The organism is Pseudorhodobacter sp., from assembly GCF_034675685.1.
Classification (GTDB): Bacteria; Pseudomonadota; Alphaproteobacteria; order Rhodobacterales; family Rhodobacteraceae; genus Pseudorhodobacter.
On sequence record NZ_JAUCDA010000003.1, the window covers coordinates 17,738 to 41,794 of the forward strand.

The 24,057-nt window shown below is 59.2% G+C and carries 20 protein-coding genes and 1 pseudogene; 6 read left to right on the forward strand and 15 right to left on the reverse strand.

Annotated elements, in window-relative coordinates; genetic code table 11:
- Window positions 1-55: 55 nt before the first annotated feature.
- The 5 genes and pseudogenes from VDP61_RS03115 (at window position 56) to VDP61_RS03135 (ending at window position 9,444) form a co-directional block, all read left to right on the forward strand.
- Window positions 56-2,425 (forward strand): Hint domain-containing protein, encoded by a 2,370-nt coding sequence (locus VDP61_RS03115; protein ID WP_323005496.1) that lies wholly within the window; start codon window positions 56-58, stop codon window positions 2,423-2,425.
- Window positions 2,426-3,054: 629 nt separating this feature from the next.
- Window positions 3,055-5,850, forward strand: a complete 2,796-nt coding sequence (locus VDP61_RS03120) for an Rne/Rng family ribonuclease (RefSeq protein WP_323005497.1) — start codon at window positions 3,055-3,057, stop codon at window positions 5,848-5,850.
- Between the two features lie 180 nt (window positions 5,851-6,030).
- Window positions 6,031-6,780 (forward strand): cytochrome c biogenesis protein CcdA, encoded by a 750-nt coding sequence (locus VDP61_RS03125; RefSeq protein WP_323005498.1) that lies wholly within the window; start codon window positions 6,031-6,033, stop codon window positions 6,778-6,780.
- Between the two features lie 87 nt (window positions 6,781-6,867).
- Window positions 6,868-8,103, forward strand: coding sequence for a hypothetical protein (locus tag VDP61_RS03130; RefSeq protein ID WP_323005499.1), 1,236 nt, complete (start codon window positions 6,868-6,870; stop codon window positions 8,101-8,103).
- Window positions 8,100-9,444 (forward strand): annotated as a pseudogene (locus VDP61_RS03135) (cytochrome P450). Before VDP61_RS03130 ends, VDP61_RS03135 begins: the two are co-directional and overlap by 4 nt.
- Before the next feature lie 88 nt (window positions 9,445-9,532).
- Here VDP61_RS03135 and VDP61_RS03140 read toward each other — a convergent pair.
- The 15 genes from VDP61_RS03140 to VDP61_RS03210 all read right to left on the reverse strand — a co-directional run bounded on the left by VDP61_RS03140 (window position 9,533) and on the right by VDP61_RS03210 (window position 23,247).
- Window positions 9,533-9,757: a ribbon-helix-helix domain-containing protein gene (locus VDP61_RS03140; protein ID WP_323005500.1), complete on the reverse strand. Its 225-nt coding sequence runs from the start codon at window positions 9,755-9,757 to the stop codon at window positions 9,533-9,535.
- Window positions 9,754-9,954, reverse strand: coding sequence for a DUF4169 family protein (locus VDP61_RS03145; protein ID WP_323005501.1), 201 nt, complete (start codon window positions 9,952-9,954; stop codon window positions 9,754-9,756). Before VDP61_RS03145 ends, VDP61_RS03140 begins: the two co-directional genes overlap by 4 nt.
- Before the next feature lie 20 nt (window positions 9,955-9,974).
- Entirely contained in the window at window positions 9,975-11,369 is a 1,395-nt protein-coding gene (gene fumC / locus VDP61_RS03150) for a class II fumarate hydratase (protein ID WP_323005502.1), read from the reverse strand.
- 87 nt (window positions 11,370-11,456) lie between these two features.
- A complete protein-coding gene (locus VDP61_RS03155) occupies window positions 11,457-12,017 on the reverse strand; it encodes a methyltransferase type 12 (RefSeq protein ID WP_323005503.1) in 561 nt (186 codons plus the stop codon).
- A 23-nt stretch (window positions 12,018-12,040) separates the two neighbouring features.
- Window positions 12,041-12,514 (reverse strand): SspB family protein, encoded by a 474-nt coding sequence (locus VDP61_RS03160; protein WP_323005504.1) that lies wholly within the window; start codon window positions 12,512-12,514, stop codon window positions 12,041-12,043.
- Window positions 12,515-12,989: 475 nt separating this feature from the next.
- On the reverse strand, window positions 12,990-14,657 hold the full coding sequence (locus tag VDP61_RS03165) for a vWA domain-containing protein (protein WP_323005505.1): 1,668 nt from the start codon (window positions 14,655-14,657) through the stop codon (window positions 12,990-12,992).
- 413 nt (window positions 14,658-15,070) lie between these two features.
- The gene (locus VDP61_RS03170; RefSeq protein WP_323005506.1) at window positions 15,071-15,622 is read right to left on the reverse strand and encodes a fasciclin domain-containing protein; all 552 of its coding nucleotides are present in this window, start codon (window positions 15,620-15,622) and stop codon (window positions 15,071-15,073) included.
- Between the two features lie 94 nt (window positions 15,623-15,716).
- On the reverse strand, window positions 15,717-16,052 hold the full coding sequence (locus VDP61_RS03175) for an anti-sigma factor domain-containing protein (protein WP_416236480.1): 336 nt from the start codon (window positions 16,050-16,052) through the stop codon (window positions 15,717-15,719).
- On the reverse strand, window positions 16,019-16,390 hold the full coding sequence (locus VDP61_RS03180) for a hypothetical protein (RefSeq protein WP_323005507.1): 372 nt from the start codon (window positions 16,388-16,390) through the stop codon (window positions 16,019-16,021). The genes VDP61_RS03175 and VDP61_RS03180 overlap by 34 nt, the downstream gene beginning before the upstream one ends.
- Window positions 16,387-16,941: a sigma-70 family RNA polymerase sigma factor gene (locus VDP61_RS03185; protein ID WP_323005508.1), complete on the reverse strand. Its 555-nt coding sequence runs from the start codon at window positions 16,939-16,941 to the stop codon at window positions 16,387-16,389. Before VDP61_RS03185 ends, VDP61_RS03180 begins: the two co-directional genes overlap by 4 nt.
- Before the next feature lie 66 nt (window positions 16,942-17,007).
- The gene (locus tag VDP61_RS03190) at window positions 17,008-19,092 is read right to left on the reverse strand and encodes an ASKHA domain-containing protein (RefSeq protein WP_323005509.1); all 2,085 of its coding nucleotides are present in this window, start codon (window positions 19,090-19,092) and stop codon (window positions 17,008-17,010) included.
- Window positions 19,093-19,275: 183 nt separating this feature from the next.
- A complete protein-coding gene (locus VDP61_RS03195; RefSeq protein ID WP_323005510.1) occupies window positions 19,276-20,580 on the reverse strand; it encodes an HlyC/CorC family transporter in 1,305 nt (434 codons plus the stop codon).
- A 54-nt stretch (window positions 20,581-20,634) separates the two neighbouring features.
- Window positions 20,635-21,570 (reverse strand): site-specific tyrosine recombinase XerD, encoded by a 936-nt coding sequence (locus VDP61_RS03200; RefSeq protein ID WP_323005511.1) that lies wholly within the window; start codon window positions 21,568-21,570, stop codon window positions 20,635-20,637.
- Window positions 21,567-23,123: a hypothetical protein gene (locus tag VDP61_RS03205; protein WP_323005512.1), complete on the reverse strand. Its 1,557-nt coding sequence runs from the start codon at window positions 23,121-23,123 to the stop codon at window positions 21,567-21,569. The genes VDP61_RS03200 and VDP61_RS03205 overlap by 4 nt, the downstream gene beginning before the upstream one ends.
- Window positions 23,113-23,247, reverse strand: coding sequence for a hypothetical protein (locus VDP61_RS03210; RefSeq protein WP_323005513.1), 135 nt, complete (start codon window positions 23,245-23,247; stop codon window positions 23,113-23,115). Before VDP61_RS03210 ends, VDP61_RS03205 begins: the two co-directional genes overlap by 11 nt.
- A 269-nt stretch (window positions 23,248-23,516) precedes the next feature.
- Between VDP61_RS03210 and VDP61_RS03215 the strand changes: the two genes are divergently transcribed.
- A complete protein-coding gene (locus VDP61_RS03215; RefSeq protein ID WP_323005514.1) occupies window positions 23,517-24,053 on the forward strand; it encodes a shikimate kinase in 537 nt (178 codons plus the stop codon).
- The last annotated feature ends 4 nt before the right edge of the window (window positions 24,054-24,057 follow it).

A 24,057-nucleotide genomic window follows, 5' to 3' on the forward strand; every position in this document is an offset into this window, starting at 1 on the left:
AGGTTTGAGTGGTTCAGATTTTTTGAGGCTGCGGAAAGTTTTTAGTGAGGGTGATATGTCATTTAACCTGATTTGGATGAATGCTGGCACCAACGGAACCTATACGCTTGCCGATGGGTCCGACAGTCTGGGTTTGACGATTGCGACAACCTCCAACGCCAGCGGCGCAACGGCAACAGCGGCGTCATCGGGGACGCCTTCGGCCTCGGGTCTTTGGGTCAGCGGCATTTCAGAACCAATCACCAGTACATTGACATTCACCGCGCCCGTTTCGAATTTCAGTTTTGAAATCTATGACATCGATTCCGATGCAGGGGTTTGGGATGATCGGCTGACGGTACTGGTCACCGATGCCCAAGGCACTGTAAAGGCGGTGAGTTATGGTGATTTGCTGGGCGATCCCTATCACAGCTCTACGGGCAACACCCTGAATGGCGATGGCTTTTTCAGCAGTGGCGTGGAAACCACGGGGGCCGCAGACAGCGTTGCGGTGACTATTGCCGGGCCAGTCTCCAAAATTCAATTCGTGTTCGACCATGGCGAGTCTGCGGTGCGCAGCGGCATGTTCGGCGTCGGCAATCTGACGTTTGAGCGGGCGACACTTGACCATATCGTTGATGGCACCGCCGATGATGACCTGATTGATGATGCCTATGCGCTGGACCCCGAGGGCGACCGTGTGAACGCAAATGATGCAGCGAACGGGTCGGATGATGATGCCATTCATGCCGGTGCGGGCAATGATACGGTTGTTGCGGGCGCAGGCAATGACAGTGTGGATGCGGGTCTGGGGGCCGATTCTGTGCTGGGCGGCGCGGGCAATGACACGCTGAACGGCGAAGATGGCGATGACAGCCTGGTTGGTGATTATGACTTCGATTCGCATTTCTCGGTGCGTGGCAATCCAATTGCGGGGCCGGGCGGCGATGATCTGTTGTATGGTGGTGCAGGCAATGACAGCCTTTATGGCGGCTCGGGGAATGACAGCCTGTACGGCGGCGATGGCGATGACAGCCTGTTGGGCGGCCATGGTGACGACTGGCTGGAAGGTGGCGCCGGCAATGATGAGATCGAAGGTCTGTACGGCGATGACACGATCTATGGTGGTGACGGCAATGACCATATTTTTGGCCGCGACGGCGCCGATCTGATCTATGGCGGTGATGGTGATGACAGCCTGATCGGGTCCATCGGGATTGATACGCTTTATGGCGGTGCAGGCAATGATCTTCTGGCAGGCAGTCAGGGCAGCGACCTGATCTATGGCGGCGATGGCAATGATCTGGTTTATATCGGCGCCCCTGCGCCGGGCGATATTGCCTATGACAGCGAAGGCACGATCTATCTGGACGCGGGCAATGACTATCTTGATGCCGGCGATGCCACGCTGAAGTTTGACGCCTATGGCGGCGATGGCAATGACACCATGAACGCCGGTCTTGGCGATGACACGCTGTTTGGCGGTGCTGATAATGACAAGATTTATGGCGGTGCGGGCAATGACATGCTGTCGGGCGATCAGGGCGATGATGCCTTGTTCGGCGGTAAGGGTGACGATGTTCTGTACGGCGGCAGGGGCGCCGACACGCTGACCGGCGGCGACGGCGCGGATCAGATGTTTGGCGGCGCTGACCGTGACCTGTTTTATGGCGGCATTGGCGATGTGATCGACGGTGGCAGCGGCGGCGATGATTTTGACACGCTCGATCTGTCCAACCTTGGCGGCGCGTCGATGACCAATGTCATCTATGGCGGCGGCGACAACACGGCGGGCCGGGTCGATGTGCTGGATGTCAGCGGCGGCGTGGTTGGCAGTTTTACCTTTTCAAATATCGAAAGCGTCATCCCCTGTTTTACGCCCGGCACCCTGATACTGACCAATCAGGGCGAAAAACCGGTTGAGGCGTTGTGCGTCGGTGACAAGATACTGACGCGCGACAATGGCTTTCAAACGCTGCGCTGGGCCGGGGCGCGGGTTTTGTCCAAGCGTGACCTGATCGTCCAGCCCAATTTCAACCCGATACGCATCCGGGCGGGCGCGCTGGGCACAGGTTTGCCCGAACGCGATATGACCGTTTCGCCGCAACACCGCATGCTGATCGTGGACCCGCGTGCCGAAATGTTGTTTGGCGAGGCCGAGGTTTTGGTTGCGGCAACCCATTTGATCAATGATCACAGCATTTTGCGCACCTGGCCGCAATCGGTCACCTATATTCACCTGCTGTTTGACCAGCATGAGATCATTTGCGGCGATGGTGCCTGGACAGAAAGTTTTCAGCCGGGCGACCAGAGCTTGAAGGGCATGCAAAGCCCGCAACGGGATGAATTGCTGGCGCTGTTTCCTGCGCTTGATCTGGCAGAGGCCTATCCGGCGGCCCGCCTGACCCTGAAACCCCATGAGGCAAGGGTGTTGATGGAACTGTAAAACCCAGCCATGCGAACGGGTTCGCTGTGTTTGGTTGTATCGCGCGGCGCTGGAACAGGTTTCGGGCAGGGGTGGCCTTGTTTTGTAGGCGGCACCAAGCGGCCCGATCTTTGGGTGTATCAAAATCGGTTGACGTATGGGTGGCCCAGCACTTGGACTCTGCTGCTTGCATGCGCCTGTTGGCATCCCGCCCAGCGACCGGCACCCCTTGCTTAATACGCATTCGTTGCAAATTTCCCATTGTCTTTCAAGGCGTCCTGCCATTATGTTCGGATAACGTGGGTCTGTCTTTCAAATTGGCAGCCCCGCGCGACAAATTCACGCCACAGCACCGTGGGCGGACCAGATGTTCGCAACGGCATGCCATCGGTGGATCACCGGCCGCAAGGTCTCTTTTCTGCCCGTCAAGTCTTTGACAATACGGGCCTTTCATATGGACGCAGCAATGCGTTCGGGATAAACCGCGATGCGCCGCGCAGAAAATTTTATCGAAGCTGACGGGGGGCCTTTGCGGCCGATCCCGCCGCTTTTGGTGCGCAGCCTCGCCCAGACAAGTCACCACTTCAGCGCAAATCGTTCGCCCGGACAGTCTCCGGCGCGATGGGCGCGGCTGGGTGCTATGGAACAAAATGGCCAAGAAAATGCTAATCGACGCCACACATGCCGAGGAAACTCGGGTTGTCGTGGTAGATGGGAACAAAGTTGAGGAATTTGATTTTGAAACCATCAACAAACGCCAGCTTGCTGGTAACATTTACCTCGCAAAAGTAACGCGGGTCGAACCTTCGCTTCAGGCGGCTTTCGTGGATTATGGCGGGAATCGCCATGGTTTTCTTGCCTTTGCGGAAATCCACCCCGATTATTACCAAATTCCGATGGCCGACCGCAAAGCGCTGCTAGAGGAAGAGCGGGCCTTGGCGCAAGCCGAGGATGAGGATGAGAAGGAAAAAGACCGGGATGGTGGCAAGGGCCGCCGTCGCCGCGCGCCGCGTGCGCAATCGGCCAGTTCCAATGATGCGGTGAAAACCGATGATATTGGCTCTATGGATGTTGTCGATCTTGATGATGGCGCGGATGAAGAGGATGCAGCCACACAGCTTGGCGCGCCCAAGGCCCCGCGCACCGCAGATCACAAGGCCGAGCAGCCCGGAACGGGGCTGCCCGATGCTGCGACCCACGGCGATGATAACGGCGATGACCATCATCACCATGGCGATGATGACAGCCACGAAGAACCCTTCCGCGCCGTCAACACCGCTTCAGAGACCGATTCCGATATTGAATCCATCGCGGATGAGGATGTAACCGAAGAAATCCGGGCGCCGCGCCGCCCGCGTGGACGCCGCTACAAAATCCAGGAAGTTGTCAAAGTCCGTCAGATCATGCTGATTCAGGTGGTCAAGGAAGAGCGTGGCAATAAAGGCGCGGCCCTTACCACTTACCTGTCGCTTGCAGGCCGCTACTGTGTGCTGATGCCGAATACTGCCCGCGGTGGTGGTATTTCACGCAAGATCACCCAAGCCAACGACCGCAAGAAGCTGAAAGAAATCGCGTCAGAAATCAAGGTGCCAGAAGGTGCGGGCCTGATTATTCGCACCGCAGGGGCCAAGCGCACCAAGCCAGAGATCCGGCGCGACTATGAATATCTGATGCGCCTGTGGGAACAAATCCGCGAATTGACGCTGAAATCCATTGCGCCCGCTGCGATCTATGAAGAAGGCAACCTGATCAAACGCTCGATCCGTGACCTTTACAGCCGCGAGATTGACGAAGTGCTGGTCGAGGGGGCCGAAGGCTACCGCGTCGCCAAGGACTTCATGCGCATGATCATGCCGTCGCATGCCAAGGCCGTGCAGCCCTATAACGACCAGACACCGCTGTTTGCCCGCTTTCAGGTTGAAAGCTATCTGGCCGGGATGTTCAACCCGACGGTGCAGCTGAAATCCGGCGGCTATATCGTGATCGGCATAACCGAGGCGCTGGTGGCGATCGACGTCAACTCTGGTCGCGCGACCAAGGAAGGCTCGATCGAGGATACCGCGACCAAGACCAACCTGGAGGCCGCCGATGAAGTGGCCCGCCAGTTGCGCCTGCGCGATCTGGCCGGGCTGATCGTGATCGACTTTATCGACATGGAAGATCGGCGTAACAATGCCGCGGTTGAGAAGCGGTTGAAAGACAAGCTGAAAACGGACCGCGCGCGGATTCAGGTAGGCCGGATTTCCGGCTTTGGCCTGCTGGAAATGAGCCGCCAGCGCCTGCGCCCCGGTATGCTGGAAAGCACAACCCAACCTTGCGCACATTGCCACGGAACCGGGTTGATCCGTTCGGATGACAGCATGGCGCTGACCATTCTGCGCTCGTTAGAGGAAGAAGGCACCCGTAAGCGGTCGCGCGAAGTGTTGCTGCGTGCGCCGATTGCCGTCGTCAACTTTTTGATGAACCAAAAGCGTGAACATGTCGCGATGATTGAGGCTCGCTACGGCATGTCGGTGCGCATCGAATGTGATCCGGTCATGATCAGCCCCGATTACACGATTGAGAAATTCAAGACGGCAACGCGTGTGGTGGCCGAGGTTTCTTCGGCGATATCGGGCAATTCCTCGCTTATGGGGGTTGCGGTCGCGGATGATATCACCGACCCGGACATTCCGACCGAAGAAGAGGAAAACGCCGAAGTTGCGGTGGCGGCAGCGCCCAATGAGGAAGAACCGAAGGATGGAAACGGTCGCAAAAAGCGCCGTCGCCGTCGTCGTCGTCGCGGCAATGGCGGATCGGATGACAACGGATCAGACAATACGGATCAAGACGGTTCCGATGATGATGATGAGTCCGACGATGGTGATACGGGCGATGGTGATACGGGCGAGTCTGATACAGGCGAGTCTGGCGCGGTCGTAGCACCGGCCGCCGAGAGCGAAGCGGCTGTCGATGGCGCGGCTGACTCTGGTTCAGAGGCTGCCGAGACCGGCGATGAGGCACCGAAAAAGCGCAGCCGTGCCCGCACACGCAAGCCGAAAGTGGTTTCTGAAGGTGGCGTTGATACGGGTGCTGCCAAAAAGACAAAAGCCGCAGCAAAGCCCAAGGCCGAGACGGCAGCAGATGACGGGACTGAAAAGCCAAAACCCCGCCGCACGCGCAAGCCCAAGGCCAAGCCAGAGTCGGAAGTCGAGACCAGTGCAGACCCTGCGCCCGAAGCAGTGGCCGCGGCCGAGGCGGTGGCACTTCAACCACAGCCTGCACCGGTAGCAGATTCTGCACCTGTGGCAGAGCCGGTGCCAGAGCGTGCGTCTGAACCTGCCGAAACGGTTGCAGAGACGGCAATTGATACCCCCAAAGCGGATGTGGCCGAGACCGAAGCTGTCGAGTCTGACAGCGAGGAAACCAAGCCAAAGCGGCGCGGCTGGTGGAACCTCGGGCGTTAATTGTACCGATAAGACAGTGTAAAGGGCGCAGGGGCACTGCCTGCGCCCTTTTGCATGGGCGGGCCTTGCCCTGAACGGGTGCGACGGGCCTTACCAAGCCACGCGAAAGTGACAAGATGTCGTCGTGACAACCGCGCCGGGAACGCGGTAAGACTGACAAGTGCAAGTAAAGGAACCAAAATGGTCGGAATTGATCTTATTGACGCGGCCCTGTTTCCGGCGATGTTTGTCGCCTTGGTCGCAGGTGTGTTGTCGTTCCTGTCGCCCTGCGTTCTGCCGATTGTGCCGCCCTATCTGGCCTATATGGGCGGTATCAGCATGGGCGAGATGCAGGGTGGAAAAGCCCGTCGTCGGGTCCTGCTTCCTGCGGTTTTCTTTGTTCTTGGCCTGTCTACGGTCTTCCTTCTGCTAGGCTTCACCGCGTCTGTTTTTGGTACGTTTTTCCTTCAATATCAGGATGTTTTATCAAAGGTTTCCGGTATCGTCGTGATCGTTTTTGGTTTGCACTTTCTGGGTGTTTACCGGATTGCCATCCTGGACCGTGAGGCGCGGCTGGATGCGGGCGACAGGGGCGGATCGGCCTTTGGCGCGTATTTGCTGGGCCTTGCTTTTGCCTTTGGCTGGACGCCTTGTATCGGCCCGCAACTTGGCGCGATCTTGTCGCTTGCGGCGTCAGAGGCAAGCCTGACACGCGGTACAGCCTTGCTGGGCGTCTACGCCTTGGGGTTGGGCGTGCCTTTCATTCTGGCGGCGATCTTCATCGAGCGCGCTGTTGGCGTCATGGCCCGCCTGAAACGCCACATGAAAACCATCGAACGCGCGATGGGCGTCTTGCTGATCGTTGTCGGTGTTGCCTTGCTGACGGGCGCGTTTTCGGCCTTTTCTTTCTGGTTGCTCGAAACCTTCCCCATTCTCAGCGTATTGGGATGATGCTGTGACCTGTCCCCATAGTTTTGCCCAATTCTACCGGCATATCATGAAGGGATTGTAAGGGACGCACCAATGCCAGATCACGCCATGAGACAAAAGCAAAAGGCGGCGGTGACGCGCCGCCGGGTGTTTTATATTCCGGGCTATGATCCGTTCCATCCCCGCCGCTACCGCGAATTGTATCGTAAAGAGGCGGCTGCGCAGGCGGCAATTTCTGGCTACAGCATTGGCATTTCAGCAAAAACAGCAGGCGGCAGCTATGGCTGGGATGTGGCCGCAACAATTGATGGGGCCGCAGTTCAGGCGCAGGTTGAGGTGTTGGTCTGGTCTGACATTGTAAAAAACTCGATGGAAACCGGCATTCTTGCTACCTATCTGCAAATGCTGCGCACCGCCTGGATCTATATCGGCTCGGGTGCCTTGTGGCGGTTGATGCGACTGCGCAAGGGGCCGGTGATCGCGGCGCTTTACCCGGTGGTGTTTTTACTGGTGCAGGCCGCGTTGGCGCTTTTGCTTGCGGGCGTGGTCGCTGTCGGCGCGGATTTCTTGCTGGCACCGCTGATCGGGCCTTGGGGCCTGGCGCTAGGATTGGCGGCGGGGCTTGGTTTGGGGGGGCTGTTGCTGCGCTGGTTCAGGCGGGTCGACAACAAGACCTTCGCCTATTACCTGATGCATGATTACGCCTATTCCGCCCAGTTCAACGGGGCCAACCCACCGCAGCTTGAGGCGCGAATGCTGGCGTTCTGTGATGCCATCGCGGCAGCCTTGACCGAGGACGTGGACGAGGTTTTGGTTGTCGGCCATTCTTCGGGGGCACATCTGGCGGTATCGGTGCTTAGTGATCTGATCCGGGCGGGGCGCGTGCCTGCCTCTGGGCCTGCGTTGTCGCTTCTTACCTTGGGGCAGGTGGTGCCGATGGTCTCATTTTTGCCCGCAGCCCAGCGTTTGCGGGCAGATCTGGCGTTTCTTTCGGCCAGCAACACGCTGGTCTGGGTTGATGTGACCGCCCCCGGCGATGGCTGCGCCTTTGCGCTTTGTGATCCGGTCTCTGTGTCTGGCGTTGCTCCACAGGGCAAACGCTGGCCTTTGGTTTTCTCGGCGGCATTCACACAAACGCTGTCTGATGAACGCTGGAAGGCATTGCGCTGGCGGTTTTTCAGGCTGCATTTTCAGTATATCTGTGCGTTTGATCGCCCGCGCGACTATGATTATTTTCAGATCACCGCCGGGCCAAAGACGCTGGGCGCGCGCTATCAGGGGCGGCCTGCCTCGCAGTCGCGGATAGAGGCGGCCGTCAATAAATTTACCTCGGTGGGCCCATGACCCCGCCAAAACCGCCTGCAAGGCCGGATAAGGTTTCGCTTTGGCGGTATCTGCGGCTTTTCCGGGAAGATATTCTGTCGGCCCAGCCTGCGCGGTTGTATCGGGCGTGGATGGCCGAATTTCGTACACCGTTCTTTCGCAGCTATCTTTGCAATGACCCGACCCTGGTGCGGCTGGTGTTGAATGAGCGCCCGGATGATTTCCCGAAATCCGACCGGATCCGTGAAGGGTTGCGCCCCTTGCTCGGGCATTCGGTTTTTGTGACCAATGGCGCGGCCTGGAAGCGCCAGCGCCGCATCATAGACCCCGCGTTTGAGGGGGGGGCGGCTTCGCGAGACATTTCCCTCGATGGTTGCGGCGGCGCAGGCGGCTGTGGCGCGGATGACGCCGGGGGTGCAAGAGATAGAGCCGGCCATGAGCCATGCGGCGGCGGATGTGATTTTCCGCACGCTGTTTTCCATCCCGATTGAGCATGCGATTGCGGCAGAGGTCTTTGATCAGTTCCGCGCCTATCAGCGGGAACAGCCGATTCTGAACCTTGCGGCGTTCCTGCCTTTGCCAGGCTGGTTTCCCCGGTTTCATTCCCGGCAAACCAAACAGACAGCGGCCCGCATCCGGGGGCTGATACGGCAGTTGACCGAGACGCGGGCGCGCGAGATTGAGGCGGGGGGGGCGCCGGATGATCTGGCAACCAAGATCATGCAGACGGCAGATCCGGTGACCGGACAGCGGTTTGAGCCAGACGAGATGGTCGATCAGGTCGCGATCTTTTTCTTGGCGGGGCATGAAACCAGCGCTTCGGCGCTGGGATGGGCGCTTTATCTGTTGGCGATGTATCCGCAGGTGCAGGACCGGGTCGCGGCAGAGGCGGTGGCGCTGGGGGAAAGCCCGGAATTTGCGGCGATGGGGCGGTTGAAATTCACGCGTGACGTGTTTCGAGAGACTTTGCGCCTCTATCCGCCGGTTCCGATGATGGTGCGCGAAAATAGCTGCCCAGAGAATTTTCGCGGACGCAAGGTGGCGCAAGGGGCGCAGGTGGTCTTGAGCCCATGGCATTTGCACCGGCACGAACGAATTTGGGAACGGCCGGATGCGTTTGACCCGGATCGCTGGCAGACAGAGGCCGGTCGGGCCTGTGCGCGCGAGGCGTTTATTCCCTTCTCATCAGGGCCGCGGGTTTGTACGGGGGCCGGGTTTGCGATGATCGAGGGGCCGCTTTTATTGGCGATGCTGGTCCGAAAGTTCCGGTTTGATATTCTGCCCGGAAAAGAGCCGATTCCGGTGGCTCATCTGACGGTTCGGGCCAAGGATGGTCTTTGGTTGAAAGTTAGCCTCAGGTAGGCGGCTTGCACGCGAAACCCGTTGCACGCAGCCCCATTCGGCCAATGGCATGGCCTGAACCCGCGCATCTGACGGGGCATGAAACGCCTTAGCCAGATGTCTTGCGGTAGTGATTGAGCACAAACACACGGATTGCAGAGGCGAGACCCGAATCTGCGCTGCGAGCGTTGTCAATTTCTATGGCAAGGGCGTTGATGGTTTTACCGTTGGTTTCGGCGATCTGGCGGAAGGCTTGCCAAAACTCGGCCTCCAATGACACTGACGTGCGGTGGCCGCGCAGCGTAAGAGAGTGTTTGACGGGGCGGGCCGTCATTCGTCTGGCCCGTTTGTGGCTGTGTCGTCGCGTTTATGCCCGTCAAGTGTTTGACTGGCCTTGTCGGCGCGGGCCGTTTCCACAGCCCGCTCTGCCTTGCTGCGGCCAAATCTGGCGGCGTTGGCATCGCCCTGCGCACGCAAGGCGGCCCGGATCCGGGCTTTCTTGACGCTGCGCAGGTTGATGATTTCAGCCATGTTTCAAATGATCCCGTTGCTCAGCCTTTCGGCCCGATCATATCTTCGGGGCGGACCACGCGATCAAAGGTTTCGCCATCGACAAGGCCGAGGGCAATCGCTTCCTCTCGCAAGGTCGTGCCGTTCTTATGGGCGGTTTTGGCAACTTTCGTAGCATTGTCATAGCCGATGGTGGGCGCCAAAGCCGTGACCAGCATCAGCGATTCCTTCATCAGCTTGTCAATGCGGGCCACGTTGGCCTGTGTGCCGACAACCATGTTATCAGTGAAACTGCCCGCTGCATCACCCAAAAGCTGCATGCTTTGCAACAGGTTATAGGACATCATCGGGTTGTAGACGTTCAGTTCGAAGTGGCCCTGACTGCCGGCAAAGCCAATTGCTGCGTCATTGCCCATTACATGCGCGCAAACCATGGTCAGCGCTTCGGCCTGGGTCGGGTTCACCTTGCCCGGCATGATCGAGGAGCCGGGTTCATTTTCCGGCAAGATCAACTCGCCAAGACCAGAGCGCGGGCCAGAGCCAAGCAGACGCAGGTCGTTGGCAATTTTGAACAGTGACCCGGCCACGGTTTTCAGCGCGCCCGACATCATTACCATGGCGTCATGCGCGGCCAGCGCCTCAAACTTGTTGGGGGCGGTAACGAAGGGCAAATTCGTGATGGCGGCGATTTCAGCGGCAACGCGCTTATCCCAGCCGACGCGCGTATTCAGGCCGGTGCCAACCGCGGTGCCGCCTTGGGCAAGTTCATAAATATCGGGCAGGCAGGATTTTACACGCTCGATCCCTTTGGCGACCTGATGGGCGTAGCCGGAAAACTCCTGCCCCAGGGTCAGGGGGGTGGCATCCTGGGTGTGGGTGCGGCCGATCTTGATGATGTCTTTGAATTCATTTTGCTTTGCGACCAGTGCCGCGTGCAGTTTCTCCAAACCCGGCAGCAAGACATCGCGGGCCATCATGCCGGTGGCAACATGCATCGCTGTGGGAAATGTGTCATTCGAGGATTGGCCCATATTGACATGATCGTTCGGATGGACCGGCTTTTTGCTGCCCATGACACCGCCCATCATCTCAATCGCACGGTTTGAGATCACCTCATTCGCGTTCATGTTGGATTGGGTGCCAGAGCCGGTCTGCCAGACGACCAGCGGAAAGTTATCGTCAAACTTGCCGTCAATCACCTCTTGCGCCGCTTCGGCGATGGTCTTGCCCAAATCGGCGGGCATATCACCCTGGATGACATTCACATTGGCGCAGGCTTTCTTGATGACACCCAAAGCGCGGATGATGGCAACCGGCTGGCGTTCCCAGCCGATGGGAAAGTTTTGAATGGAGCGTTGTGTCTGTGCGCCCCAGTATTTATCGGCGGGAACGTTTAGCGGGCCAAAGCTGTCAGTTTCGATACGGGTTGCGGACATCATGCTCTCCTGCAAAAATTTTGCCTTTCATAGGGCGGCAGGGGGCAGAAATCAATCGGTATACGGCGGCATACCGCAGCGGGGGCACTAGATTTGTGCGCGTTTCACAACATAGACCTGCGCCGGGGGGAAATTGCCCCAAACCTTTTTGGCCTTGCTGGCCTGCAGGCCCAATGTTGCCAGCCCTTCATCCGAGAGTGGAACCGTCTGGCCATAGGTGAATTGGATGAAAATACCGTCTGGGCGCATGACCTTGAAGGCAGCGCTGACGATTTCGCGCCGCAACGCGCGCGGCATCGACAGCAGGGGCAAGCCCGAGACAACTGCGCCAACGGTGGCTGGCATGAGGGTCGGCGCGTTCTGGGCGCCGGTGACATGCAGCGTCACGCCGGGAAAACGCGCGGCAAGGGCCCCCGCAAAGGCTGTGTTCATTTCAAACAGGGTCAGATTTTCGGGGGCAACGCCCTGTGCAAGAATCGCTTCGGTGATGATGCCGGTGCCGGGGCCAAATTCAACCACCTGCCCGGTCTGCGGCCCGACATGGGCGGCCATCGCATTCGCCAAAGCGCGTGAAGATGGCACCAGTGATGAGGTTTGCTTGGGTTGCAGAACGGCTTGTTTCAAGAAAAGCGCGAGATCAGAAAGCATGGATTGTCCCGGCTTGTGTGCCATCATTTGCGGAATTTATCGAGCGAGACGACCTCTGCCTCATGATGTGGTTTGTCGGGGGCCTCGGCGTTGTCCTCCTTACCCTCGGGCGCGTCTTCGTCGTCGTCGTCGTCCTCCTCCTCCTCATGGGTTTCGAAGCGAAGGCCAAACTCAACCGAGGGGTCAACAAACGTGCGCAGGGCATCGAAGGGAATGACCATCGGTTCGGGATTATTGCCGAAATTGAGCGTGATGGAAAACCCGGTATCGGTGACATCGAGGTTCTCGAACCAATTCTGAATGACGATGGTCATTTCGGTCGGATAGCGGTCGCGTAGCCAGTCGGCTATGGCAACATCGGGATGCGTGGTGTCAAAGGTGATGAAAAAATGGTGGTTTCCGGGCAATCCGCGCTGCGAAACATCGGTCAGCACAGACTGGATAAGCCCGCGCATCGCATTGTGCATGAGGTTGCCGTAGTCGATGCTGCGCGCCATGCGAGTGTCCTTTTTGCGATTCCGGCCAGCATAGGGGATTTGAGGTTGAAAGAAAGGGGGCGCGGGGGTGAAATCATGCATGCTGCCAAAGAATGTGGCGGCAACCCCGGCCTGCACCAAGCCAAACACAAAGCGGGCAAGCATGAGGGGACGCAAGGCGGTTTCATGCGGTTGTCGTAACAGTTCCAGATTGGAGATTGCGAGGATGACACGCAAACGCGCCCCTGACCGGAGCCCCCGAGATCAGTTAACCGCGCCCGGCCGCCCCAAAACCGCGCACCGAACCCAGCGGGTCTGGCTCTGGCAATGGATTGAGCAGGGCATTACCAGTGATGAGGCCGCAGTTCGGGTTGCTGCGTCTGCCCCTGTTTGCACTCTGGTATCGAGAGGCGAAAGGCATGATTTGCGTTTGATCTGATGCAACAGATCAAACGCAGTCATGCCCCCCGCTTTTTGTGACGGCACACAGGCTGGCTCAGGGTAGGGTGACCTCTGCCCGTTCGCCGGCGATCACCGTTGCTGACGCCTCTTTCATGGCGCCGTCAACCTCTGCCTCGATGATGTAGTCGCCCGCAAGGATCGTGGCTTGTGTGGTTTCGCCATAGTCATAACGCACGGATTTGCGGTCGCCCTGAATGCTCTTTTTGGCGTGAAATATCTGAATACCGCGCGCGCCGGGGGCCGAAACCGCCAAGACGCCGGCGTTCAAGACGATTGGCACGGCGATGCGTTCATTGGCTTTGACGGTAAAGGCAACCTCGGCTTCGGCCTCTTCCTTGTCACCGACGGCGATATAATCACCGGGGGGCAAGAGATATTCCTGCGCGGCCCCATAACCGCCGGCAACGCTTTTGCGGCTGCCGTCCAGCGCGGCCTTTGCTTCATAGATCGCGATGGATTGGCCCAGGTCTTCCATGATCATGTCGGCGGTGTAATAGGTGTCGATCACGGCAAGGCCGGTCGCAACAATGACATCAACCGTTGTGCTTTGCCCCGCCTCAACCACAGCCACAGCTTTGGCCGCGGCCTTGCCGATGGTCACTTCCGCCTCATATTCGCCGCTTGGCAAAAGCACCTTCTGTTCTCCGTAGTGATGGGCTTCAACGCCGCCTGCACCGCGCAAGGAGACTGCACTGTTTGCTTGGGGCTCGCCGTTTTGCGTGATCAAGGGGCGGATGGTCAGAAAGCCGGCATCCAGAATGATTTCGGGGGTGTTAAGGGTATCGGCTGCCACCTCTACCTCTTGCGTGATGGCGGCCTGATCTTTTTGAACGCTGACACTATAGCGGCCTGCTGGCAACATGATCGCTTCTGCGCCATAGCTGTGATGGACCCGCTCCCCCATGCTGCCGGAGCCTGTGAGCGCAAAAATTTCAACCGACGGCGAGATGTCATCACCAAGTTCGGGGCCATTCGGCGCCAGCCGCAAAATGGGCCGGAAATTCTCGGTCAAGGCGACTGGTTTTTCGGGCTCAGGCGCGGGTTCGGGTTCGGGCTCGGCTACCGGGGCGGGGGCCACCTCGGGTGCTGCGGCCACGGTCGCTTGCAGGGCAGAGGTCAGACTGCCCGCGTCCTTGGCCTCAATATATTGCCCGCCGGTGTTTTGGGCAAGGCAGGCGACTTTCTGGCCGTCTTCGGCGCTCAGGCCAAAACCTACAACATGGGCGGTAAAGTCGATGCCAGAGGCTTCAAGCTCGGCCCCCAAGGCGCAGGGGTCGGCCTCGCAGGTTTCAATGCCATCGGTGATCAGGATAACCGTTGCCTTTTCCTCGGTCGAGCGCAGCTCGGCCGCAGCGCGGCGCACGGCCTCGGTCAGCGGGGTTTTTCCCAGAAACTGCATCGCATTCGCGGCAGCGGCAATGGCGGGGCCACTGCCCGCAGCCGGGGCGACCATCAGTTCGATATCGCCGCAATTGCCCTTTTCGCGATGACCATAGGCCATCAGGCCCAGCTCGGTTTCCGGCGCCAGCCCGGACAGCACATTTGCCAGGGCTTCGCGTGCGATTTCCAGCTTTGCTCGCCCCTCTATCTGGCCCCACATAGAGCCGGAACCATCCAAGACAATGATGGATTTACCTTCTGCCGCAACAAGGCTGGCCGAACAAATCAATGCAACAGAAACCAAAGCTTTTAATTCACGCATTCTGTCGTCCTTTCAAAAGATATCGCTAAACATCAGAAATGCTAGAGCGCCGACCTTCAGGCTGCAAGCAAACAAATAAGAAAGCGGGGTTCCTTCAGCCAGACGCAGAGTGCCAGCAATGCGAGACAAGGCAGGTGACTACAGCGTTTCGTCTTTGACTTGAAACAAGGCCTATCACATAACGCGTTGAAATCTTTGACTTCAGGCAGCGATATGTGCGGAAGGCTTCATGGCGAACCGCTTTATCTGGATAGGATGCGCGTTGCGGCTGTATCATCCGCAACGCAAGATGCGTCAGCCCCCCCGGAATTTGCGCCGGGGGGGCTTTGGGTTCAGCGCACACAAAAAACATCACGGGTTACTTGCTGAACCCGATGGGGTGGGCGAGGGAAAGAGGCCCACCTCAACAGGGTTTACATGGCGGGCAGCATCACGGTGTCAATCACATGGATCACGCCGTTGGATTGCACCACATCGGCCACAGTCACCGTTGCAACATTGCCGTTCTCATCCGTCAGTTTCACCATATCGCCTTCATAGCTGGCCTGCAAAATGCAACCGCCCAGCGTCGGCACGGGGTGCTTGCCGCCATCATCGGCAATCATCTTGTTCAACGCCTCAGCCATCACGGCTTTGCCAACCACATGGCAGGTCAGGATCTTGGTCAGCTGATCCTTGTTTTCCGGCTTCAGCAGGGTTTCAACTGTGCCCTCGGGCAGCTTTGCAAAGGCATCATTGGTGGGGGCGAATACGGTGAACGGGCCGGCCCCTTGCAGGGTTTCAACCAGGCCAGCAGCGGTGACCGCAGCCACCAGTGTCGTGTGGTCGGCAGAGTTCACGGCATTTTCGACAATGTTCTTGGTTTCGAACATGGCCGCGCCGCCAACCATCGGATTTTCAGCCAGCGCCATACCCGAGGTCAGGGCCAAAGCTGCGGTAAAGGACGCGATACGTTTGATCAACATGGTGGTTCTCCGTTTCATCCAAGGGCCAATCCCTTTGGTATGCTTGGAGTTACGGAGGCAATTGTAAGAAAGTTTCAGGCGTATCGAAAAAACTTCAAAGTTTTTCGATAACGCCTGTCACAAGCACCGGGCCGGTGGGTGCGCCGGTCGGTGAGCCGCCCGTTGGCTCCAGGCTGATGGCAAGCACCATGCCGGGCGCCAGCCCGGTTGTGGCCAGTGTTGTCTCTTGCCCGGTGATCAGGCCCAGCGAGATCGGGGCCGCATTGCCCACGATCAGCCATAGTTCATGCACATGCGCGGCGTCAGCACCGGCGCCAGCGATATGGGCAATCCGCAAATCATCGCCACGCAGCCCCACCTCATAGCGCAGGTCTGAATTTTCGGCGGCCAGCGTTGTCAGCGGGCGAAAGGGTTGCGGTGTGGTCGGCAAATAAGCCAGCACCGCCAGCCCAAGCGCTGCGGCAACAGCAGCCCCACCAAACCAGCCCTTCCAGAATGCAGGCTTTCTGGATTGCCTTTGGGGGCCGCGCCAAACAGACGCGCCTCTATCTTTGGCAGCAGGTCTGGGGCTGGCACATCTTCATATCCCGCGTTCAGGGGGGCCAGGCGGTGTTCCCAGCGCGCCACGGCAAGCGCAAAATGCGCGTCGCGGCGTATCCGGGTTGCGGCGGCCTCGCGCGCCTCCAGCGGCAAGGTGCCAAGCACAAATTCCGCCGCAAGAATATCGGCGGCCTCATGGTCTGGAATATCGCGATCAGGGGGGGTCATTGATCCAAACACTCCCGCAGTTTCAACAGGCTTCGGCGCAGCCATGTCCGCATGGTGTTGATTGGCACCCCGAAACGCGCGGCCAGATCTTCATAGGAAAGCCCATCCAGATAGGCACCCTGCACAGCCGCGGATTTATTCGCCTCCAGCTCTCCAAAGCATTTCACGGCGCGGCGGGCCTCGCCTTTGGCGACCAGCCCGGCAAGAACCCCGCGCCCGCTATCGGCCACCTGTGCCAATGTCTCGCCGTCATCATTGTTGGACTGCACATTGCGGCTGCGCAAGCGGTCAATGGCATGGTTGCGGGCGATGGCAATCAGCCAGGTCATTCCCCGACCTTTCTCCGCATCAAAGCGGGCAGCGCGCAGCCAAACGCGGGTAAAAACTTCTTGCAACGCATCCTCCGCTTCTGCCCGGTTTCCCAAGATACGCAAAAGCACACCCAGTAGTTTCGAAGAGGCCGCAGAATATATCTCGCGAAACGCCGCACGATCTTGCGCGGCGATGCGCAGCAAAAGCGCTGCAATCGGGTCATCACCCATTATCGGCATGGCAAAGCACTGTCATGCGACAGGCGTAGCAGGCCAGGGGCTGCCGTCAAGCTTTCCGCCACAGCGTCATCCGCGTTTGCGCCGTCTGCTGCCCTCGGCATCGCCGCCACCGGTATTGAAGTTGATATCGGGCAGGGTGAGGATGGAAAACAGATTGGGAAAGCCCTCGACGGCGTTGGGGATATTGGAGGCATTGACGAAATGCTCTTGAAAGCGCGGTTCAATTGCGGTTTCAATCTTGTGGATCTGGTTGACGGTATGTTCCACCTCGGCCCGCGCCTTGCGGTTCAGCAGCGCAATGCGCGCCCCTGTGCCAGCTGCGTTGCCTGCCGATGTCACTTTTTCCAGCGGCACATCCGGGATCATGCCCAGAACCATTGCATGTTTCGGGCTGATATGCGCGCCAAAGGCCCCGGCCAAAACGATGCGGTCCACGGTATCCACCCCGAACTTGTCCATCAGCAACCGCGCACCAGAATAGAGCGCAGCCTTGGCCATCTGAATCTCGCGGATATCGCGGTTGGTGACGGTGATGCGCGGGCCACCGTCCTCGCTGCCATCGAACACCAGATAGGAATGGGTGCGGCCATCAAGGAAAACCCGGTCACTGCCGGTTTGCGCGGGCGAACCGATCAGCCCCGGCCCGTCCACAATCCCCGCCATCCGCATTTCCGCCACCATCTCGATGATGCCAGATCCGCAAATCCCGGTGATGCCGGTGGTCGCGACCTCAGCGTCAAAGCCCGGCTCATCCGACCACAGGTCCGACCCGATCACCTTGAAACGCGGTATTTTGGTAGCGGGGTCAATCTCTACCCGCTCAATCGCGCCGGGGGCGGCCCGCTGGCCTGAACTGATCTGCGCGCCTTCAAAGGCGGGGCCGGTTGGTGATGAACAGGCCAGAACCTTTTCCGTATTGCCCAGAAAAATCTCGGCATTGGTGCCGACATCGACGATCAGCACCAAGTCCTTGGATTTTTCCGGCGCTTCCGACAGGGCCACCGCTGCGGCATCTGCCCCCACATGCCCCGCGATACAGGGCAAAAGATAAACGCGCGCCGCCGGATGCAGTTGCAAATCCAACTCTCGTGCGGTCAGCCGCAAACTGCCTGATGTTGCCAACGCAAAGGGGGCCTGGCCCAGCTCATACGGGTCGATCCCAAGGAACAGATGGTGCATGACCGGGTTGCAGACAAACACCGCATCCATGATCAGCCCCTTGTCGATCCCCGCCTCATCACTGACCTGGGTAAACAAGGTGTTCATGCCCGCGCGCACAGCGGCGGTCATTTCGGCCGCCCCGGTCGGGTTCATCATCGAATAGCTGACCCGGCTCATCAAATCCTCACCAAAGCGGATTTGCGGATTCATCAACCCGGATGAGGCCAAAACCTCGCCCGAGCGCAGGTCGCACAAATGCCCCGCGATGGTGGTCGAACCAAGATCGACGGCCAGCCCGTACACAGTTCCCTCATAAAGCCCCGGCCACAGATGCATGATCTGCGGCACATCGCCGTCGCGTTCGTGGTGCAGCGCCACTGTCACCTTCCACGCGCCTTTGCGTAAAACTGTTTGCAGCCGGGTCAGAACCGAAAGATCGGCCTGCACGGTTTCAATCTGCCACTGGTCGCGCAGGGCCATTGAAACACGTTCAAAATCGCCCGAGGGGTCGTGCATGTCAGGTTCGGCCACCTCGATGTAATGCAGCGTCACCGATGGGTCGAGGGTGATCTGCCGGGCCTCGGCGCGTTTGCGGATCACTTGCTTGTGCAACTGGCTTTCGGGCGGCACGTCAATGACCACATCGCCCTGCACCTTGGCCTGGCAGCCCAGCCGCCGCCCGTCGATCAGCCCGCGCTTGGATTTATAGCGCTCCTCAACCGAATTCCACTCTGACAGCGCGCCTTCGGAAACGGTCACGCCATGCTTGGCAAATTCACCATAGCCGGGGGTGATCTGGCATTTGGAACAGATACCCCGCCCACCGCACACAGAGTCAAGATCAACGCCCAGCGACCGGGCCGCCGATAAAACCGGGGTGCCAAGCGCAAAACGGCCACGCTTGCCCGAAGGGGTGAAAATTACCAGTGCCTCCTCAACTGTTTCAGCAGATGGGGCGGTTTCAGCAGATGCAGCGGTTTCAGCAGACATGGCCAATCCTTAATCTAGTTGTCACCGTTTTAGGCCGTGGCAAAGCAGTTGCAATGCCATAAAGCGGCAATTCGGGTGTTGGTTTCGCCGCAATGTGGTGCAAAGACCGTATTCCCCCACCTGTTGCGATTCCAGTGGCCGCAGGCGCGGATTTTTCGTAGAAAAATCGAGGCTGGGGCGTGGTTAAAGCGGGCGGATTTTCATCGTGGCGATGCGGTTTTCCTTGCGCGATACCACCTCGAAGCGGAAGCCGTGAAAGCTGAATACCTGGCCTTCATTCGGGATCAGTTGCGCCTCGTGGATCACCAGCCCTGCCACCGTATTCGCCTCATCATCGGGCAGCCCCCAATCGGTGATCCGGTTCAGGTCGCGGATCGTCATCGCGCCTTCGATCACATAATCCCCGGTCTCGGTGCGCGCCAGCGCCGTGTCTTTTTCGATTACATCAAACTCATCGCGAATTTCGCCGACGATTTCTTCCAGAATATCCTCCAGCGTGATCAGCCCGCGTAATGCCCCATATTCATCGACCACCAATGCAAAATGCGTGCGTCGTTTCAAAAACTGCCGCATCTGTTCATCCAGTGGCGTGGTTTCGGGCACAAAATAAGGTTTCATCGCGACTTTGAGGATATCGAGATCGGTCAGCTTGGCGATCCGGCCTGACCCCATGCGCAGCAGTTTTTCCACCTCGCGTAGCAGGTCTTTGGCATGTACGACGCCCAGAATATTCTCATCATCGCCGCGGTAAACGGGCAGGCGCGTGTGCGGCGAGGCAAGAACCTGGCTTAAAATATCGCCCGGCGACTTTTCGGCGTCGATCATCTCGATTTCCCGGCGGTGGCGCATGATCTCTTCTACCGTGCGGTCATTCAGGTCGAGCGCGCCCAGCAGGCGGTCGCGATCTTCCTTTTCCACTGCGCCCTCGGAATGGCCAAGCGCGATGGCACCGGCAATTTCTTCGCGCAGCGCCAGAAATTTGCTGTTGGGGTCGGTGCGGACACCGAACAAATACAGGATTCCGCGCACCAAAGCCCGTACCAGATTCACCAGCGGCGAAAAGATCGGGATGATCACCGCGATAAACGGGGCCACGCGCACCGCTGCGGATTCGGCATTGGTGATCGCATAGGTTTTGGGCAGTACCTCGGCGAAAATCAGCACAAGCGCGGTCATCACCAGGGTCGCAATCGCAACACCGCTTTCGCCAAACAGCCGCGTCATCAGGGCGGTTGCCAAAGACGCCGACAGAATATTCACCACGTTATTGCCCAAAAGCAGCGCCCCGATCAGCTTTTCACTGTCATCGGTCACCTCAAGCGCCTTGTTCGCACCTTTGGAGCCGCGATCGGCCTGCCCGCGCAACTTTCCCCGTGACGCCGCCGTCAAAGCGGTTTCCGACCCTGAGAAAAACGCCGACATTATCAGCAAGGCCAGAATCGCGCCTGCGGTCAGCCAAAGCCCGGTGTCAAAAATCGTATCGCTCACGTCAAACCCTCATGCGTTCGTCTTGTTTCATATCACAGCCCGGCACAGATTTTTCTATGCCTTACGCGCCAGCGGATGATGGTTCAGCACCAGCGCCTTCAGATGCTCATCCAGCACATGTGTGTAAATCTCGGTCGAGGACAGGTCGGCATGGCCCAGCAAGGTCTGGATCACCCGCAAATCGGCCCCGCCCGCCAATAAATGCGTGGCAAAGGCATGGCGCAGCGTGTGGGGCGTGACCTGTGCCGGGTCAAGCCCCGCGTGCAGTGCAAAGGATTTGAGCAGCACAAAAAACTGTTGCCGCGTCATATGCCCCGCAGCGCCGCGCCCCGGAAACAAGAACCGCGACGGTTTTTTGCCCGCCGCCTGCGCCGCCTCATCGGCGGCGTCGCGCAGCACCAGCCAATCGGCCAGCGCCGCTCTGGCCGGAGAGGATAGTGGCACCATCCGTTCCTTGCCGCCTTTGCCGCGGACCAAAATCATTGCGGGCGCGCCCCGCGCGGCAGTCGCCGGCAGCTCTACCAATTCAGAAACCCGCATGCCGGTGGCATAGATCAGCTCTATCAGGCAGCGGTTGCGGGTGGTATCGGCGGGGCTGCGGCCACTTTCCCTGGCGGCGGCGATCAGCGCCTCGATCTGCGGCAGGTCCAGCGTTTTTGGCAGCTTGGCACTGCGCCCCGGCCCCTTGATCCGCATGCCGGGATTGTCCTTGCGCCAGCCTTCCTCAAACGCGAAACGATAGAGTTGACGGATGGCAGACAGCCTGCGGGCGCGGGTGGCCTTGGACAGCCCCTGCGCCTCGCAATAGATCAGATATTGTTCAACATCGCCCCGCTCCGCAAGGGCGAAGGATTTGCCCGCCCGCCCCAGCCATCCGCCAAAATCAACCAGATCGCGCCCGTAAGCCAGCCGGGTATTGCGTGCGGCCCCCAGTTCGGCGGCTTGCGCCTCAAGGAAGGTGGAAATCCAGCGATCCTGTTCGGCGCTCATCCGCGGCGCTCCAACAGCACCAGTTCAAGCGAGGTGCGCCGCGCAAGGTCTTCCAGCCCGACATGGCGAAACAGCGCCAAACCCTCGGTAACGCCGCGCAAATCGCCCTGCAGGCCGCGCTCGATCCGGTCAACTGCGTGCAAGATCGCCTCACCCAAGCGGTTCTCGGCCAAAAGCGCCATCAGGTCTGCGGGCGGGGTGGGGCGCACAAACGCCGGGGCAATGGCGCGAGACAGGCTGTCGGGCGGGGTAACCCCCTGAAGATTGCCGCGCGCCAGCCCAATCAGAAACGACTCGTTCATATCCGCAGGCGTGCGGGCATTCGCCGCCCTTTCATAGTGCTGCGACAACAAGGCGACCCTGAACGCCATAGCCCCGGCGGTTTCGGTCAAAGGCAGGCGCAGCAAAGGTTCGGCAAACAATTCGGAAAAAGGCACTTCCAGGCCCGCCGATGCCATCATTGCCCAGGCCCCCGGCAAGGCCGAGGCCACAGCACCGGGGTCAACCGCCGTCAGGGCGGTATCGAAATGTTGAAACGCCTCTACCCGGTCCCAAACCCCGCCCGAGGCCGCAGGCAGGCGCTCGGTGTAAATCCCAAGCAAGACATTGGGGTCCAGGACCGAGGCCCGGCTCAGCCGTTCCGCCGCCTCTATCTGCGCCTTCCAGCCTGCCGTTTCGCGCAATTCGGCATGCGAAAACGCAAGCGGCAGATGTGCGGTGGGCAGGCCTTCACCTATCGCCTCCAGCATCCGCCAGGCCAGCGGGGTCACGGGCGAGGGCGGAACCAGCGGGGGTTCACCCTCATAAAGATCAGGGTCGAGAAACCGCGACAGCAAGGCATCATCTGATGCATCCACATAGCCCAGGGCCTGTGCCATGCGCAGCGTCAAGGCGCCACCAGCCCAGTCGCCCGAGCGCGCAAGGCAAAAGATCCGCGCCGGATAGGTCGGGGCCAGATCGGGCGTCTGGCGCATATAGGCACAGGCGTCATCTTCTTTGCCGGTCAGCATGGCAATGTCGAAATACCGGCGAAACACCTCGGTCGTCATCTTGCCCGAGGTCATGATCAGCGCGTTCGCCTGTTCCAGCGCCCCCATTTCCAGCAGCTTGTCGATCCGCGCCCTCAGCAAAATTCCGCGCCCGCCCGCATCTGCCGGGGCTGCGGATTGGGCCAGCATGACGGTCATCAACACCCGCTGCAACGAGGGCAGGGAATCATCGCGCTTTTGCGAAATCAGTGCGGCGATCTTTTCGGTTTCGCCCAGGCCCCAAAGATCATTTGGCAAGCCCGTCACCCGCGATGGCAAAACCCCGGCGGAATCAGGCGACGGCCCGCCCAGAACCGACACAATCACATCTTGCGGCAGCGCCCCGCCAATATCTGCCACACCCGCCTCTGGCTTGGGCAAGGGGTTGGCTGGCGTGGAAACCGAACTTGACAGCCAATCAATCGCCGACATCGGCGCCTCTGCCCGTGCGGCGGCGGGGTTGAACCCGACCCCGAACGTCAAAGCGCACAGCGCAGCGACCCCAAGCCTGCGCTTATTGCCCATCCAGAACCACGGGTTTTGTTATCACTGTCTGCTGTGGCGACAAATCGCCAAGATAGGCGAACCCTACCAAGCCAATCCCGGCCAAGACCAGTAATATAGCCATACCCTTAACGATCAATTTCATGCCATTGCTCTCTTGCCCAAACCTCATCCGCCGAGTGTCCCGCCTTGGATCTGGGGACTTATCCGGCAAGATCAACAGCGTTTCGGTCTTTGTCTGCACCTATACACCGATTCATACCCGAGTTCACGCCCCTGCGCAAAGAATTGCACCGATAAAGGCAAGAGGTTGCCTGATTTCGCGGCGCGGGCATCGGCGCGGGGCTGGACAGAGGGCGCCAAGGGTCGTTATTGGAGGGGTGATGGAAGTCTTGAGCGGGGGTTGGTTTCGGGATGCGGCTTAAAAAGTCTGTCGTTTTGGTTGGGATGATGGGATCGGGTAAAACCGCCGTCGGTACCCAGCTTGCGCGGCTGCTTTCTGTTCCCTTCATTGATTCCGATGATGCCATTGTTGCCGCCGCAACCCGCAGTATCGCCGAGATATTCGAGCGCGACGGCGAGGCGTTTTTTCGCCAAAAGGAAACCCAGATCATCGGGCGTCTGCTTGAAGGGCCAAGCTGTGTGCTGTCTACCGGAGGCGGTGCGTTTATTGCGCCCCGAAACCGCGAGCTGATCGCAGCCAAGGGCGTATCGGTCTGGTTGCGGGCCGATCTGGAATTGCTGTGGCAGCGGGTTCGGCATAAATCCAGCCGGCCCTTGCTGCACACGCCCAACCCAAAGGCAACGCTGAAAGAAATCCATGCAAAGCGCGTGCCGATCTATGCGCTGGCTGATCTGACGGTTGATGCCGAGACGGATTTGTCGATTGACGCCATGGCCCACAGGGTGCTTGACGCCCTATCGACGCGGCCGGATGTTTTGGAAAGGTAAAGAG